The 15,018-nt window shown below is 28.5% G+C and carries 17 protein-coding genes; 1 reads left to right on the forward strand and 16 read right to left on the reverse strand.

All coding sequences use genetic code 11. The annotated features are described in order from the left end of the window. Positions 1-7: 7 nt before the first annotated feature. Complete coding sequence (locus NG901_RS06335; protein ID WP_012424803.1) at positions 8-358, reverse strand: Asp23/Gls24 family envelope stress response protein; 351 nt, start codon at positions 356-358, stop codon at positions 8-10. A gap of 198 nt (positions 359-556) precedes the next feature. Between NG901_RS06335 and rpmB the strand changes: the two genes are divergently transcribed. Then, positions 557-748: a 50S ribosomal protein L28 gene (gene rpmB / locus NG901_RS06340; RefSeq protein ID WP_003373388.1), complete on the forward strand. Its 192-nt coding sequence runs from the start codon at positions 557-559 to the stop codon at positions 746-748. Between the two features lie 260 nt (positions 749-1,008). Here the strand turns inward: rpmB and NG901_RS06345 are convergent, their stop codons facing one another. The 15 genes from NG901_RS06345 to remA form a co-directional block, all read right to left on the reverse strand. Continuing rightward, positions 1,009-1,647 carry a thiamine diphosphokinase gene (locus tag NG901_RS06345; RefSeq protein WP_252212893.1) on the reverse strand — a complete coding sequence of 213 codons (639 nt, stop codon included), beginning with the start codon at positions 1,645-1,647 and terminating at the stop codon, positions 1,009-1,011. 7 nt (positions 1,648-1,654) lie between these two features. After that, the gene (gene rpe / locus NG901_RS06350) at positions 1,655-2,299 is read right to left on the reverse strand and encodes a ribulose-phosphate 3-epimerase (RefSeq protein ID WP_252212894.1); all 645 of its coding nucleotides are present in this window, start codon (positions 2,297-2,299) and stop codon (positions 1,655-1,657) included. Next, positions 2,293-3,165, reverse strand: coding sequence for a ribosome small subunit-dependent GTPase A (gene rsgA / locus NG901_RS06355; protein WP_252212895.1), 873 nt, complete (start codon positions 3,163-3,165; stop codon positions 2,293-2,295). Before rsgA ends, rpe begins: the two co-directional genes overlap by 7 nt. A gap of 139 nt (positions 3,166-3,304) precedes the next feature. Further along, the gene (gene pknB, locus NG901_RS06360) at positions 3,305-5,230 is read right to left on the reverse strand and encodes a Stk1 family PASTA domain-containing Ser/Thr kinase (protein WP_252212896.1); all 1,926 of its coding nucleotides are present in this window, start codon (positions 5,228-5,230) and stop codon (positions 3,305-3,307) included. A 1-nt stretch (position 5,231) separates the two neighbouring features. After that, positions 5,232-5,951 (reverse strand): Stp1/IreP family PP2C-type Ser/Thr phosphatase, encoded by a 720-nt coding sequence (locus NG901_RS06365; RefSeq protein WP_252212897.1) that lies wholly within the window; start codon positions 5,949-5,951, stop codon positions 5,232-5,234. A 1-nt stretch (position 5,952) separates the two neighbouring features. Further along, positions 5,953-6,996 carry a dual-specificity RNA methyltransferase RlmN gene (rlmN, locus tag NG901_RS06370; RefSeq protein WP_252212898.1) on the reverse strand — a complete coding sequence of 348 codons (1,044 nt, stop codon included), beginning with the start codon at positions 6,994-6,996 and terminating at the stop codon, positions 5,953-5,955. A 14-nt stretch (positions 6,997-7,010) separates the two neighbouring features. Then, positions 7,011-8,327 carry a 16S rRNA (cytosine(967)-C(5))-methyltransferase RsmB gene (rsmB, locus tag NG901_RS06375; protein WP_252212899.1) on the reverse strand — a complete coding sequence of 439 codons (1,317 nt, stop codon included), beginning with the start codon at positions 8,325-8,327 and terminating at the stop codon, positions 7,011-7,013. A gap of 17 nt (positions 8,328-8,344) precedes the next feature. Further along, positions 8,345-9,022 (reverse strand): zinc metallopeptidase, encoded by a 678-nt coding sequence (locus NG901_RS06380; RefSeq protein WP_252212900.1) that lies wholly within the window; start codon positions 9,020-9,022, stop codon positions 8,345-8,347. A gap of 40 nt (positions 9,023-9,062) precedes the next feature. Continuing rightward, a complete protein-coding gene (gene fmt, locus NG901_RS06385) occupies positions 9,063-9,992 on the reverse strand; it encodes a methionyl-tRNA formyltransferase (RefSeq protein ID WP_252212901.1) in 930 nt (309 codons plus the stop codon). A gap of 13 nt (positions 9,993-10,005) precedes the next feature. Then, positions 10,006-10,449 carry a peptide deformylase gene (gene def / locus NG901_RS06390; protein WP_017352899.1) on the reverse strand — a complete coding sequence of 148 codons (444 nt, stop codon included), beginning with the start codon at positions 10,447-10,449 and terminating at the stop codon, positions 10,006-10,008. A gap of 12 nt (positions 10,450-10,461) precedes the next feature. Continuing rightward, entirely contained in the window at positions 10,462-12,663 is a 2,202-nt protein-coding gene (gene priA / locus NG901_RS06395) for a primosomal protein N' (RefSeq protein WP_252212902.1), read from the reverse strand. Between the two features lie 63 nt (positions 12,664-12,726). Further along, positions 12,727-13,905 (reverse strand): bifunctional phosphopantothenoylcysteine decarboxylase/phosphopantothenate--cysteine ligase CoaBC, encoded by a 1,179-nt coding sequence (gene coaBC / locus NG901_RS06400; protein WP_252212903.1) that lies wholly within the window; start codon positions 13,903-13,905, stop codon positions 12,727-12,729. Between the two features lie 20 nt (positions 13,906-13,925). Further along, positions 13,926-14,126 (reverse strand): DNA-directed RNA polymerase subunit omega, encoded by a 201-nt coding sequence (rpoZ, locus tag NG901_RS06405; protein ID WP_252212904.1) that lies wholly within the window; start codon positions 14,124-14,126, stop codon positions 13,926-13,928. Beyond that, a complete protein-coding gene (gmk, locus tag NG901_RS06410) occupies positions 14,107-14,745 on the reverse strand; it encodes a guanylate kinase (RefSeq protein ID WP_252212905.1) in 639 nt (212 codons plus the stop codon). The genes rpoZ and gmk overlap by 20 nt, the downstream gene beginning before the upstream one ends. After that, positions 14,745-15,014, reverse strand: coding sequence for an extracellular matrix/biofilm regulator RemA (gene remA, locus NG901_RS06415; protein ID WP_252212906.1), 270 nt, complete (start codon positions 15,012-15,014; stop codon positions 14,745-14,747). The genes gmk and remA overlap by 1 nt, the downstream gene beginning before the upstream one ends. Between the last annotated feature and the right edge of the window lie 4 nt (positions 15,015-15,018).

Genomic DNA, 15,018 nt, shown 5'->3' on the forward strand with positions numbered 1-15,018 from the left:
TAACCTCCTAGACTCTTACCGCTTGAACATTTACAGTTATTGATGAAACTTTTAATCCTGTGTAATTTTCAACGCTATAACGAACTTTTTGAATTATGTTGTTAGCTATAACCGATATTTTAGTTCCATATTCAACCATAACAAATAATTCGATTTGTAATCTATCTGTTTCTATAAGTTTTAGTTTTACACCTTTACTTAAATTTTCTACACGCATAAGTTCCCAAAAACCATCAGTAGCATTTTTAGAAACCATGCCAACAACTCCATAACATTCCATTGTTGATAACCCAACAATCTTAGCTAAGACTTCTTCAGAATAATTTATATTACCATTTTCATTTGAAAATCCAACCATAGCTATTCCTCCTAAAATACATTCCTTATTGTATATTCTATATTAGAAAGATATTTTATTCAAGAAATATATGTATAATAATCTTAATAATATCTTTTCTTTTATAAAATTAGCTTGCATATATAATATATTCTGTGTTATAATTCAATCTGTCCTATTGAAGATAATTATCTTTAGAATATAAGGAGGTGTTTTCTAGTGGCAAGAAGATGCGAAATTTGTGATAAAGGCGTTGTAGCAGGTGTACAATTCAGCCATTCACATCGTCAATCAAAGAGAACTTGGGCTCCTAACATAAAGAAAATAAAGGCTTTAGTTAATGGAACACCAAAAACTGTTCGTGTATGTACAAGATGCCTTAGATCTGGTAAGGTTCAAAGAGCAATATAGTTCAAATAAAAAATGCAATTATGATATGAATTGCATTTTTTATTTTTTTACCTTTTATTTTAGAGTTGTATGTATCACTCTATTATTTTTTTCTAAAAAATTTTATTATACTAGAAAAAAACTTCGGTAACTTAATTGCTATTATTTTCATTAATAACCCTCCTGAAAATTAATATACAAAAATTTTAGATTACTATATTAGTATTCAAGAGTACTAGAAAACGTTCCTATTTTTTATATTTTATTTCAAAATTACTTTATTAATCAACAGAATGTAATATTAATACCTCACCTTTATCATATTCTATATTTATACATGTATCTAAAAATTCATTACATATTGCCCTTGGATCTAATAAATTTATATTCTTTCCATTTGGTATATTATATTTAGCCCCTGTAATTTTAAAATTTTTAACAACATCAGATAATGCGTGAAAAGAAATATTTTCACCTCTTTCACCATTTAAAACCATTTTATTTTTAGCTAAATATACTTTATTATTATTGTCTATTATTTCTAAATCTATTCCTTTTTTCTTATAGGATAAAAGTAAACCTATATTTCCTAACGTATGATCCATTCTAGTACCAGTAGCACCAAACAAATAGATTTTTTCCCCGCCTTTTTTTACAGCTTCCATTAAAGCCATCTCTGTATCTGTATAATCTTTTTCTGGCGGGAATTTTAATACCTCTTTTACTACCTTCTTTAATTCATTTAAGCTTTCTTTGCTCATTGAATCAAAATCTCCAATGAGCAAATTAGGAATAATATTATATTTAAGAAGATATTCTCCACCTTTATCAGCTGCAATTATAAAGTCAACTTTTTTAATATATTGATTTATTAAGCTTTCTGATGGTGGATTTCCCCCACTTACAATCATTACTTTCATTTTATACTTATCTCCTTAAAGCTTTTATGTTTTCTTCTATATTTCCTCCTTTAAATACTGCTGATCCAGCAACTATTACATTAGCACCTGCTTCTACAACATCACTAATATTGCTTGAATCAACTCCTCCATCTACTTGTATTAATAATGATGAATTTGAATCTTTACTCATTTCCTTCACTTCTCTAATTTTTTCTAATGAATACGGTATAAATTTTTGTCCTCCAAATCCAGGATTAACAGACATTATTAAAACCATATCTAATTGAGCTATTAAATCTTTTAAAACCATAGTTGGAGTACCTGGATTTAAAGCAATTGCCGCTTTTTTACCTTTTGATTTAATATATTGAATTGTTCTATCTATATGTCTATCTGCTTCATAGTGAACAGTTATTAAATCAGCTCCTGCTTCTATAAAGTCATCTATATATTTTGATGGATTTTCTATCATTAAATGAACATCAAAAACTTTGTCAGTTTTATTTCTTATTGATTTCATGATTGGAAATCCAAATGATATGTTAGGTACAAAAGATCCATCCATAACATCTATATGAATAAACTCTGCTCCTGCTTTATCTACTCTTTCTACGTCCTCTCCTAATTTTGAAAAATCTGCTGATAATATTGATGGTGCTATTTTTACCATTTATTTTTTTCCCCCTCTATTATTTCTTCTAATGTTTTTATATAAAATTGATATCTATACTTATTAATTTTACCATCTTCAACGTCCTCTTTTATAGCACATTTTGGTTCTTTATTGTGTAAACAGCCTCTATATTTGCAACTTTCATTATGCTCTTCAAATTCTGGAAAACAATATTTAAGATCTTCTTTATTCATAAGATCTTTTATTTCTAGGGTTGAAAATCCAGGAGTATCAACTATATATCCATTTGAAACTTCTATAAGTTCACTATGTCTTGTAGTATGTTTACCTCTTCCTATTTTCTCACTTACAATTCCAGTAAGCATATGTTCTTTATCTGTAAGCTTATTTATCAATGTAGATTTACCTGCTCCAGACGGGCCGCATAGTACTGTTATATTGCCATTAATTTTTTCTTTAAGTATATCTGTTCCTAATCCTTCTTTTGCATTTATGTACAAAACTTCATATCCTATATCGTTAATTCTTTTTTTAACATTTTCTCTTTCTTCTTCTGAAACTAAATCTACTTTATTTAAACAAACAATTGCCTCTATATGATTATACTCACATAACACTAAAAATTTATTTAATAAATCAAAATTTATATCAGGACTTTTAATTGCAAATACCACAAAAGCTAATGAAATATTAGCTACAGCTGGTCTAAGTAATTCAGAACTTCTTTTTTCTATAGATTCAATAACGCCCTTACCATTTTCAACCTGTATTACTACATTGTCTCCAACCATCGGTTTAACATCTTTGTGTCTAAACTTTCCTCGAGCTTTACATTCTATTAAATTTTCTTCCACTTTTACATAATAAAATCCAGCTATACCTTTTATTATTTTTCCTTTCATACATTCCTCCATAATTAAATTTCCTATCTAATATAATAAACAAAATCATATTAAAAATGCAACTTATTTTTTAAATAAATAAACTATAAAAAACCATCTTAAAAAGTAAATTGAATTACTTTTTAAGACAGTCTCTTAATTATTCTACCTTTGGCGCTTTTGCACTTGGATGTTTTGCAGTTGCATCAACATTGCCTCCACCCTCATCAACAGGTGGTTTGGTAGGTGTTTCTGTGTCTCCAGGATTTGTAGGTACTTGATTGTTATTGTTATTGTTATTTTCATTATTGTTATTATTTCCATTATTGTTGTTATTGTTATCCCCTGGATTTGGAGTAGGTGCTACAGGCGCTACATACTTACCTACTGTTATAGTAACTGAAGTCCATTGTTCTACCTTACTTCCCTCTATAGATTGTGATAATACTTTTCCATTCTTAGATTCATCATTTGTTTCTTTTTCTACAATAGAAATCTTTAATTTTGCATTATCTAATCTATTCTTTGCATCATCTAATGTTAATCCAATAACATTAGGTACAGTTGAAAGTCTAACTTGTGCACCTTTACTTACTACTACACTTATTTTTGTTGTAGTATCTATTTCTGTATTTTTTGAAGGAGTTTGACTTATTATTTGTCCCTTTGGTACATCATCACTATACTCCTCAGTAACATTATCTATTTTTAAGTTAAGTGATTGTAATATTTTATTTGCAGTATCAGTATCTTCTTCACGTAAATCAGGCATTTTTACTTTTGATTGACCAGAACTTAAAATTACCCTAATTTTACTTTTTGCCTTTACAGAACTTCCAGCCTTAGGATCACTTTTAATAATAGTACCTTCTGGTTCATCACTCTTTTCTGAACCAGCATCAACTAAAGTTAATTCCATTCCTTCAAGCTTAGATTTAGCTTCATCCAAAGTCATTCCAATTATATTAGGTAATTCTACCTCTTTGTTTGATCCTGAAGAAAACAATGTAAATATTCCTACACATAATAATATTAAGAATATTCCGCCTCCAACGCCTAATAAAATCTTTTTAGTTTTCTTACCATTAAATTTCTTTTCTTTAAAATCATCATCGTCATCATAATCATCATAGTCATCATCATAATCATAATCGGCATCATCATTTGTTGATACAGCTTTAATTGGTGATTGTTTTGCTATTTCTTCTGTAACTGCTGACATTATTATAGTATGTTGATCATCACAAACTTGATCTATAATAGCATTAGGATTTTCTTTTATCTTTTCAAGGTCTTTTATAACTTCTTGTGCAGTTTGATATCTTTTATTAGGCTCTTTTTCCATACATTTTAAGATAAGCTTATTTAAACTATCAGGAATTCTAGTGTTTATATTCTTAGGTGGTACAACTTGTTCCTGTAAATGCTTTAATGCAATAGTTACTGCTGTATCTGCTTCAAAAGGTAATGTTCCTGTAACCATTTCGTATAAAACTACTCCTAGTGAGTATAAATCTGTTCTATAGTCAATAAATCCACCTTTTGCTTGTTCTGGAGAAAGATAGTGAGCCGACCCCATTATAGTACTAGTATTAGTAATAGTTGAAGAGGATGTAGATTTAGCAATTCCAAAATCAGTAACTTTAATTACTCCATTATCTGCTACTAAAATATTTTGTGGCTTTACGTCTCTATGAATTATTTTATTTCTATGAGCACAGTCTAAAGCTTTCGCTACTTGAATTGCTGAAACTATTGCTGACTCATAATTCATTTTACCTGTCTTTTGAATAATTTCTTTTAAGGTTTTTCCATCAACTAATTCCATAACAATATAGTTTATATCATCTTGTGTACCCACATCTAATATATTTACTATATTGCTATCATTTAATTTAGCAATAGCTGTTGCTTCTCCCTTAAACTTTTCAACTATTTCTTCATTATCGCAAAATTCTTTTTTAAGAATTTTAACTGCTACAAATCTATTTAATTTATTACATCTTGCTTTAAAAACTTCAGACATGCCACCTTCGCCTATTTTTTCAAGCAATTCATATCTATTTCCTAGTATCACACCATTCATACTACATCTCTCCTCCAAACAACAATACAGTTATGTTATCTCTTCCACCTTTTTCTTTGGCTAAACTCACTAATTCGTTAGCTGCACTTATATAATCATTTTCCACCTTAATTATATTTAATATTTCATAATTTGTTAATTCATTTGTTAACCCATCTGAACATAATAAATATTTATCATATTTAGAATTTTCTAATGTAAAAACATCAACTTTTACATTTTCACTAGTTCCTAATGCTCTTGTTATTATATTTTTCTTAGGATGATTCAATGCATCTTTTTCCGTTATGCTTCCACAATCAATTAGCTCTTGTACTAATGAATGATCTTTGGTTATTTTAACAATTTCATTGTTCTTTATAGCTAAACATGAACTATCACCAACATTTGCAATGTGAATAAAATTTTTAGTTATTAAACAAGCTGTTACAGTAGTTCCCATTCCATTTAAGCTTTCATTACTTTTAGAATATTTAAAAACTACCTTGTTAGAGACTTTAATAGCATCTTCTATTAAAGTATCCTTTTCTGCGGAATTAAAATTTTTTTCTACATATTTTACAATATGTTCAGCAGCCATTTTGCTTGCTACTTCTCCAGCATTATGTCCACCCATCCCATCTGCAACAACATATAGTTTAAACTCATCTTTTTCTAAATAAATTGCAAAATCTTCATTTAAAACTCTTCTTAATCCTACATCACTAACTAATCCAACCATTTTATTCCCCCCTTGTTTCTTGGGTCTTTATATAACTTCTCCTAAGTTGTCCACAAGCTGCATTAATATCGCTTCCCATTTCACGTCTAACAGTTACTTCTATTCCTAAATTACTTAATATGTTTGCAAAATCTTGTATTGTTTCTTTAGATGATTTCTTAAATGTACGTTCTTTTATTTCATTTACAGGTATTAAGTTAACATGACAAAGCATTCCCTTTAACAATTTACCTAAAGCTCTTGCATCTTCTTTAGAATCATTAATATCCTTAACTAGCGAATACTCAAAAGTTATTCTTCTTTTAGTCTTATTTATAAAATACTTACACGCATTTAAAATTTCATCAATACTATATTTATTAGCTATTGGCATAATCTCTTTTCTTTTTTCATCACTAAATGCATGTAATGAAATAGCAAGAGTTATGCTAAGTTCTTTATCTGCAAGTTCATATATCTTAGGTACAATACCACAAGTAGATAATGTTATATGTCTTTGGCCTATATTTAGTCCATACTCTGCAGAAACTACGTCTAAAAATTTTATTACATTCTCATAATTATCTAATGGTTCACCACTCCCCATTAAGACAACATTTGAAATTCTCTCACCTATATGATTTTGAACCACTAATATTTGAGATAATATTTCACCTGTAGTTAAATTTCTAATTCTACCATCTATTGTTGAAGCACAAAATTTACATCCCATCCTACAACCCACTTGAGTAGATATACATATAGAATTTCCATGCTTATATCTCATTAAAACACTCTCTATTAAATTTCCATCAGAAAACTTAAATAAAAACTTTTCTGTACCATCAAGTTCTGATTTATATATTTGCTCAATTTCTGGCAGTACTATTTCAAAATTTTCTTCAAGCTTTTTTATTAAAGATTTAGGCATATTTCTCATATCATTAAAATTTCTAACATTTTTGTATATCCAAGACATAATTTGCTTAGCTCTAAAAGAACTTTCATTGTTTTCTTTCATCCATAATGTTAGTTCTTCTAAAGTATAATCTAATATGTTTTTCATTTATTCACCTACTATTATTGCTTTTCTAGTTTTGCAACAAAGAATCCATCCATTTTTGCATTTGGAAGTATTGTTAATGTACCATTTTTATTGTAAATTAAGTTATCTTCTTTTCCTATGAATATAGTTTTTAATTTACAATCTTTATGAGTATTTAAGAACCATTCTATGTTTTCTTCATTTTCTTCTTTATTAAGAGTGCAAGTTGAATATATCATAATTCCACCATTTTTTAAGTATTCCCATGCATTATTCATTATTTCTCTTTGAACAGGAATTATTTCTCTTAAATTTTCTCTTGTTTTATTCCATTTTATTTCAGGTTTCTTTCTTATTATACCTAAGCCTGAACATGGAACATCTATAAGTACTCTATCAGCATATGAAATTAATTCTGCATTTAGTTTTGTTGCATCACCTAATTCAATTTTCACATTATTTAAATCAAGTCTTTCACAATTTTCTTTTATTAAACCAAGCTTAGATTCATGTACATCAAATGCTCTAACTTCGCCTGTGTTTTGTAATAATTCAGCTATATGAGTTGTTTTTCCTCCTGGAGCACTACATAAGTCTAACACTTTCATATCATTTTCTAATTCAAGTAAAGGTGCAACTAACATAGCACTTTCATCTTGAACAGTAATTTCACCATCTTTGAATAATGGATTTTCTTGTATTGAACTTCCACCTTTTATTAATATAGCTTCTGGACACATAAATCCTTCTTCAACACAATATTCCATCTCTTCTAATTTTTCAAATACTTCATCATACTCGCACTTAGTATCATTAACTCTAACAGTTGTTTGTGGAATTTGATTTAAACCAACCATTATTTTTTTAGCAAGATCTTCCCCATATTGTTTAATTAGAAGTCTTATCATCCATGGTTCAAAAGAAAATTTATATGCATACTCATTTATTTTATTTCCATTAATAGTTATATCATCTGGATCTTTTGAGAAGTTTCTAAGGATACCATTTACAAGTTTGCCTGCTTCTGGTGATACTTTTTTTGCTTCATCAACAGCTTCATTACACGCTGCATATGTTGGTACCTTATCTAAGAATGTCATTTGATATATAGCTACTCTTAAAATATTTAGTACTTCATGATCCATAAGTTTTATATCTCTTACAAAATTAGCTATTATAAGATCTAATGTCTTCTTTCTTCTTAAAACACCATAAACTATTTCTGTTAATAATGCTCTATCTCTTTCTTCTAAGTTTGCTTCGTTTAGTTCATTTGAAAGAATAATATTTGAATATGCTCCTTCATCAATAACTCTTTTTAATATTTTTACTGCTAAATTTCTACAATTCATACGCTACCTCTTTTTTCCTAATCTCTATCGCTTATCGCAATAAGTCTAATTAATTGTGATATTGCCATTAATGCTGCTGCTACATAAGTCATTGCTGCTGCATCTAAAACCTTTGCTGCGCCTTTTACTTCATCACCATATAAAATATTTCTTGATTTTAATATATTTAACGCTCTACTTGAAGCATTAAATTCAACTGGTAATGTTATTAATTGGAATATTACCGCCGCAGAAAATAGTATTATTCCTAAGGTTACTAAACTTTTTAATCCCATCAGTATTCCTGCAAAAAACAATATCCATGAAAAATTGGAACTAATATTTACAGCAGGAACTATTGAATTTCTTATTATTAAAGGTTTATAAGCTTCTTTATGCTGGATTGCATGACCTACTTCATGGGCTGCAATACCTGCTGCTGATATTGTCTGACCTCTATATACTTCTGGAGATAATCTTAAAACTCTATTTGATGGGTCATAATGATCTCCTAGTTTTGTATTTACTAGTTCAATTCTTATATCATAAAGTCCTGCTTCATCTAACATCATTCTTGCAATTTGCTCTCCAGTGTATCCATTCATAGCACTTACTTTACTATATTTACTATAAGCTGAATTAACTTTTGTTTGTGCCCAAAAAGCTATTATTATTGCAGGAACTAATATAATCATCGTTGGATCAAAATAAAACATAAGCTTTCCTCCTATTCTCTAAATTATACCTTTTTATATGTTATTCACCTAATATTATATCCTTATCTATACTATGACCATTTATATACTGCTCTATAGTAAGTGGTTTTCCATTAGGGAATTGTACCTTTTTAATTATTAATACATTTTTGCCACATGCAACCTTAACACCATCTTTGTTAACTTCTATTATTGTGCCTGGCTTATTAGAAACTTCTTTATATAAAACTTTTGTTTTATATAATTTCATTCTTTCGCCTTTATATTCAGTGTAAGCAATAGGCCAAGGATTTAAACCTCTAACAAGATTATGAATATCATAAGCATCCTCATTCCAATTTATATGTGCTAATTCTTTATCAAGCATTTTAGCATAGAAAGTTTCTCCTTCTTGCTTTACAGGCTTTATACTTCCATTACATAATCCTTCTATTGTTTTTAGTAAAAGTTCTCCACCACTTATCATTAAAATATCATGTAATTCTCCAGTTGTCATATCTTCATGGATTTCAACTTCTTCTTTTAATAACATGTCACCTGTATCTAAACCTACATCCATCAACATAGTAGTATTTCCCGATTTTTTTTCACCTTTTATTATAACCCAATTTAATGGTGCTGCCCCTCTATACATAGGCAATAATGAAGCATGTAAATTTATACAACCATATTTAGGTATATCTAATACTTCTTTAGTTAATATTTGACCAAATGCAACTACTATAATAAAATCAGGATTTATTTCTTTTAATTTTTCAATTATTTCTTTATCATCCTTTAATTTTATTGGTTGATACACAGGTATATCATGCTTTAAAGCTTCTTCTTTAACTTGAGAATATGCAAGCTTTTTTCCTCTTCCTTTTGGTTTATCTGGTTGAGTAAGAACTGCCTTAACTTCATGTTCTTCTACTAATTTTTTTAAAGATGGAACTGCAAATTCTGGTGTTCCCATAAATACTATTTTCATTTATTAAGGCCTCCTATTTTTTAGTAGTTCTGTCGATAAATAGAGTTCCATTTAAGTGATCATATTCATGTAAAATAGCTCTTGCTAAAAGTTCTTCAGCTTCTATTTCAAACTCTTCTCCCTTTTCATTTAAAGCTCTAGCTTTAACATAATTAGGTCTCATAACAGGTTCTGTTTTACCTGGTAAACTTAAACAACCTTCTTCATCAACTTGTTTTCCATCAGTATCTAATATTTCAGGATTTATAAATACTAAAGGTCCTTCTCCAATATCTACAATAAATAATCTCTTTAATATTCCAACTTGTGGTGCTGCAAGACCTACTCCATCTGCATCATACATTGTTTCAAGCATATCTTTAATTAGTGTTACTAATCTTTCATCTATTTTTTCAACTTCTCTACATTTTTTTCTTAAAACAGAATCTCCATATTTTCTTATATTTCTTAATGCCATCTAAAATTCCCCCTATGTCATATTATTAGGATTTATATCAATACTAATCCTTATTTCATTATATACACTCTTATTTAATAGATAAAGTGTATCTTTTACTTTTTTACTAAATTCATCACTAAAATTACCTTTTATTATTATCTGCCATCTATATTTATCCTTTAACTTGGTAATTATACAAGGCACTGGACCTAACAATATAAGCCCCGTTCCTATTATTAACTTTTCCAATTCCTTCTGTAAATTATACATAAATATTTTCAATTTTTCCTGAAATTTAGAAGTTCCATTAATTATTAATATCTTTGTGAAAGGTGGATTATCCATAAGACTTCTAAATCTAATTTCTTCCTCAAAGAAAGACTTATAGTCACCATTTTTAGCATGTATTAAACTATAGTGATTAGGAGTATATGTTTGAACTATTACTAATCCATCCTTTTCTCCTCTTCCTGCTCTTCCTGCTACTTGAGTTATAATTTGAAAAGTTCTTTCTCCACATCTATAATCTGGAATATTTATAGAAATATCAGCTGCTAATACTCCAACCAGTGTTACATTTGGAAAATCCAATCCTTTGGCAATCATTTGAGTACCAATTAAAATATCTCCCTCTCCATTTTTAAATGAATTATATATAGATTCATGTGAATTTTTATGTCTAGTAGTATCAACATCCATTCTCAATACTCTAGCTTTGGGAAAATATTTTTTCACTTCTGTTTCTACTCTCTCAGTACCTGCACCAAAATACTTCACATATTTACTTTTACATTTTGGACATATTTTTTGTTCTCTTTCTGCTCTTCCGCAATAATGACATATCAAATATCCATTTTTATGATAAGTCATTGAAACATCACATTCTGGACATTTAAAAACATATCCACAACTTCTGCAAGAAATAAAAGTTGACATTCCCCTCCTATTTAAAAACAAAATAGTTTGATTTTTATTTTTAAGATTTTTATCAATTTCATTATAGAGAGCCTTACTAAATAAAGATAAATTATTTGATTTTAATTCTTCTCGCATATCTATTATATCAAACTTTGGCATATCTTTTTTATTCACTCTTTTATTCATCTCTATCAGCTTATATTTACCTTCCAAAGCTTTATAATAACTTTGAATACTTGGAGTAGCAGAACCTAATATAAGCTTACATCCTTGCATTTCAGTAATGAATTCTGCAACTTCAATAGTGTTATACTTAGGATTTTGTTCTGATTTATAAGTTGTTTCATGCTCTTCATCTATTATAATTAACCCCAAATTTTGCATTGGTAAAAAAAGAGCACTTCTAGCTCCTATAACTAGTTTAGATTTACCTTCTTTTATTCTAAACCATTCATCAAATCTTTCTCCCTCAGAAAGTCTACTATGAAAAAGAGAAATATTGCTTCCGAATCTTCCTTTAAATCTTTCAATCATTTGAGGCGTTAATGCAATTTCTGGCACCAATATTATACATCCTTTGTCTTGCTTTAACATATCTGCTACTAAATGCATATAAACTTCCGTTTTTCCTGAACCAGTTACTCCTTTTATGAGGCATTTTTTTTCATTTCCATTTACAATGGTATCAAAAGCTTTTTGTTGTTCTAATGTTAATGTTTTAGAAGAATATTCAGAATAACTTTTAATATTATATCTAAAAACTACTTGCTCTTCACATTTCAAAATTCCTGCTTCTATTAATTTATTTAAAGAATAACTTGAAAATCCATTGTCTTTTGTTATTTCACTTTTGGTAAATGAGCCCTCATTTTGTGATATAAATTCATACAACTTTATATAATTATCTTTTTTAAATTTTTCATCTTCCAATTGTTTGTCTGTGTATATCACACGTCTTTTTTTATTCTTTAAACCTTTCATAATTCCAACAGGTATTAAAAGTCTTATTCCATCTATATATTTACAAAGATATTTATTTCTCAAAAAATTAATAAGATCAATATCTGCTTTTGTTAAAATAGGATAGTCTTCACAAACATCTACAATATATTTAATCCTGTATTTAAATTCCAACTCTTCAGTTAAAATTTTAAATACAAAGCCATCAACATTTCTATTTCCTTTTCCAAAAGGAACTTTTACTCTATATCCAATACCAACTTTATCAATGAATTCATCTGATATTTTATATGTAAATGGTCTATCTACTTCATTTGCATCACTATTTATAATTATTTCAGCATAAATGCTCATATAAATTCACCCTTTTTAAGATACCTTATTAACATATACTTGTATAATAAGAAGAAAGCGCATTTAGCGCTTTCCAATAATATCAAATAATTTGCTAGCAATCTCATTTTTGCTTGTTTTATCTATTGGGATCTCTTCATCTTTATTAGATAAAATAATTACTCTATTATCTTCAGAAGCAAAACCAGTATCTTCACTTGTTATATCATTTGCAACTATATAATCCAAATTTTTACTTATAAGCTTTTTTTTAGCATTTTCTTTTAAATTTTGACTTTCAGCAGCAAACCCAACTAAAATTTGATTTTTCTTTTTGCGTCCTAGTTCCATAAGAATATCATTATCTCTAGTGAAAGCTAATTCTAAATCTCCATCACCTTTTTTTATCTTCTGACTACTATATTCTTTTGCTTTATAATCAGCTACAGCAGCTGATTTTACAACTACATCAGAATTATCAAAATACTTGTTTATTTCTTCTTTCATTTCACTATTAGTAGAAACTCTAATAAAATTAATATTTGTTGGTATTTCTAATGAAGTTGGACCAGAAATCAATGTAACATTAGCACCTCTATCTCTGGCTTCTTTAGCTATCGCATATCCCATTTTCCCAGTTGATCTATTAGTTATATATCTAACTGGATCTATTGGTGATATTGTAGGACCTGCTGTAACTAAAACATTTTTATTAGCTAAATCTTTTTTAGTAAATTGTGATATCACTCTATCTACAATTACTTTTGGATCTTCAAGTTTTCCTTTTCCTATGTCTCCACAAGCAAGTCTACCACATGCTGGTTCTATAAATTCATATCCTAAACTCTTAAGTTTTTCTATATTTCCTTGAACTATTGGATTTTCATACATATTAGTATTCATGGCTGGTGCAAAAATTACTTTTGCTTTAGTTGCCATGATAGTTGTTGATAACATATCATCAGCTATTCCATTTGCAACTTTGCCAATTATATTAGCTGTTGCTGGTGCTACTAAAAAAACATCTGCTTTCTCAGCTAAACTTATATGCTGAATTTCCCATGCTTTTGGTTCAGAAAACATATCATATATAACCATATTTTGACTAAGTGATTGAAATGAAAGTGGAGTAACAAATTCAGTAGCTGATTTTGTCATTATTACTCTAACTTCAACATCTTGCTTTCTAAGTAAGCTTACTACTTCTAAAGCTTTATAAACAGCTATTCCTCCGCTTACGCCTAATACCACACACTTTTTCATAATACTCAAATCCCTTTATATTATTCTTGATATTTTACAACATCTTCATTTACTTCATTAATTGCAATTGTTAGTGGTTTGTGAGAATCTACTTTAACTAATGGTTCTGCACCTTCAATTATTTCTCTAGCTCTTTTTGATGTTAAAATTACTAAAGAATATCTGTCCCCCACCTTTGTTAATAAGTCTACTATTGATGGATTAATCATAGAGTTGTTCATGTATTAAGTCCTCCTTTGAATCTAATATACTATGTTTTAACCTATCTACCCTACATTTTTCAGCTAATATTACTGCTTCTAACTTTTCTACTGCAACGTTAACTTCATCATTAACTACTGCATAATTATATTTAGAAACAAAATTTATTTCTTTATAGGCAGATTTAAATCTCTTCATAAGAGATTCCGGGGTTTCACTTCCCCTTTTAATAATTCTTTGTTTTAATTCTTCCATAGAAGGTGGTAATATAAATATAAATACACCTTCTTCTGTATTTTCTTTTACTTTTAATGCACCTTGTATATCTATTTCTAAAATTACATCTCTACCACTATCTAACATTTTATCAACATTTGATTTAGGTGTTCCATAGTAATTTCCATATACTTCTGCATGTTCTAAAAAGTCATTCTTTTCTATTCTTGTTATAAAATCCTCTTTAGATAAAAAATGATAATTAATACCATCTACTTCACCATTTCTTGGTGATCTAGTTGTTGCTGAAACTGATAATAATAAATTATCGTTTTTTTCAAGTAACTCTTTGCATATCGTACCTTTTCCTGCACCTGATGGTCCCGATATAACAATTAACAGACCTCTTTTTTTATCATTCATTATTCATCGACCTCTTCAACAACTTCATCTTTAGTAGATAGTCTATGAGCAACTGTTTCAGGTTGTACTGCTGATAATATAACATGATCACTATCTGTTATTATTACAGCTCTTGTTCTTCTTCCGTATGTCGCATCTATTAACATACCTCTATCTCTTGCTTCTTGAATTATCCTTTTTATTGGTGCTGATTCAGGACTTACGATAGCAACTAATCTATTAGCAGAAACTATATTACCAAAACCTATGTTTATTAATTTTATTCCCATATTT

This window comes from Clostridium sp. CMCC3677 (assembly GCF_023845585.1).
GTDB lineage: Bacteria > Bacillota > Clostridia > Clostridiales > Clostridiaceae > Clostridium > Clostridium aquiflavi.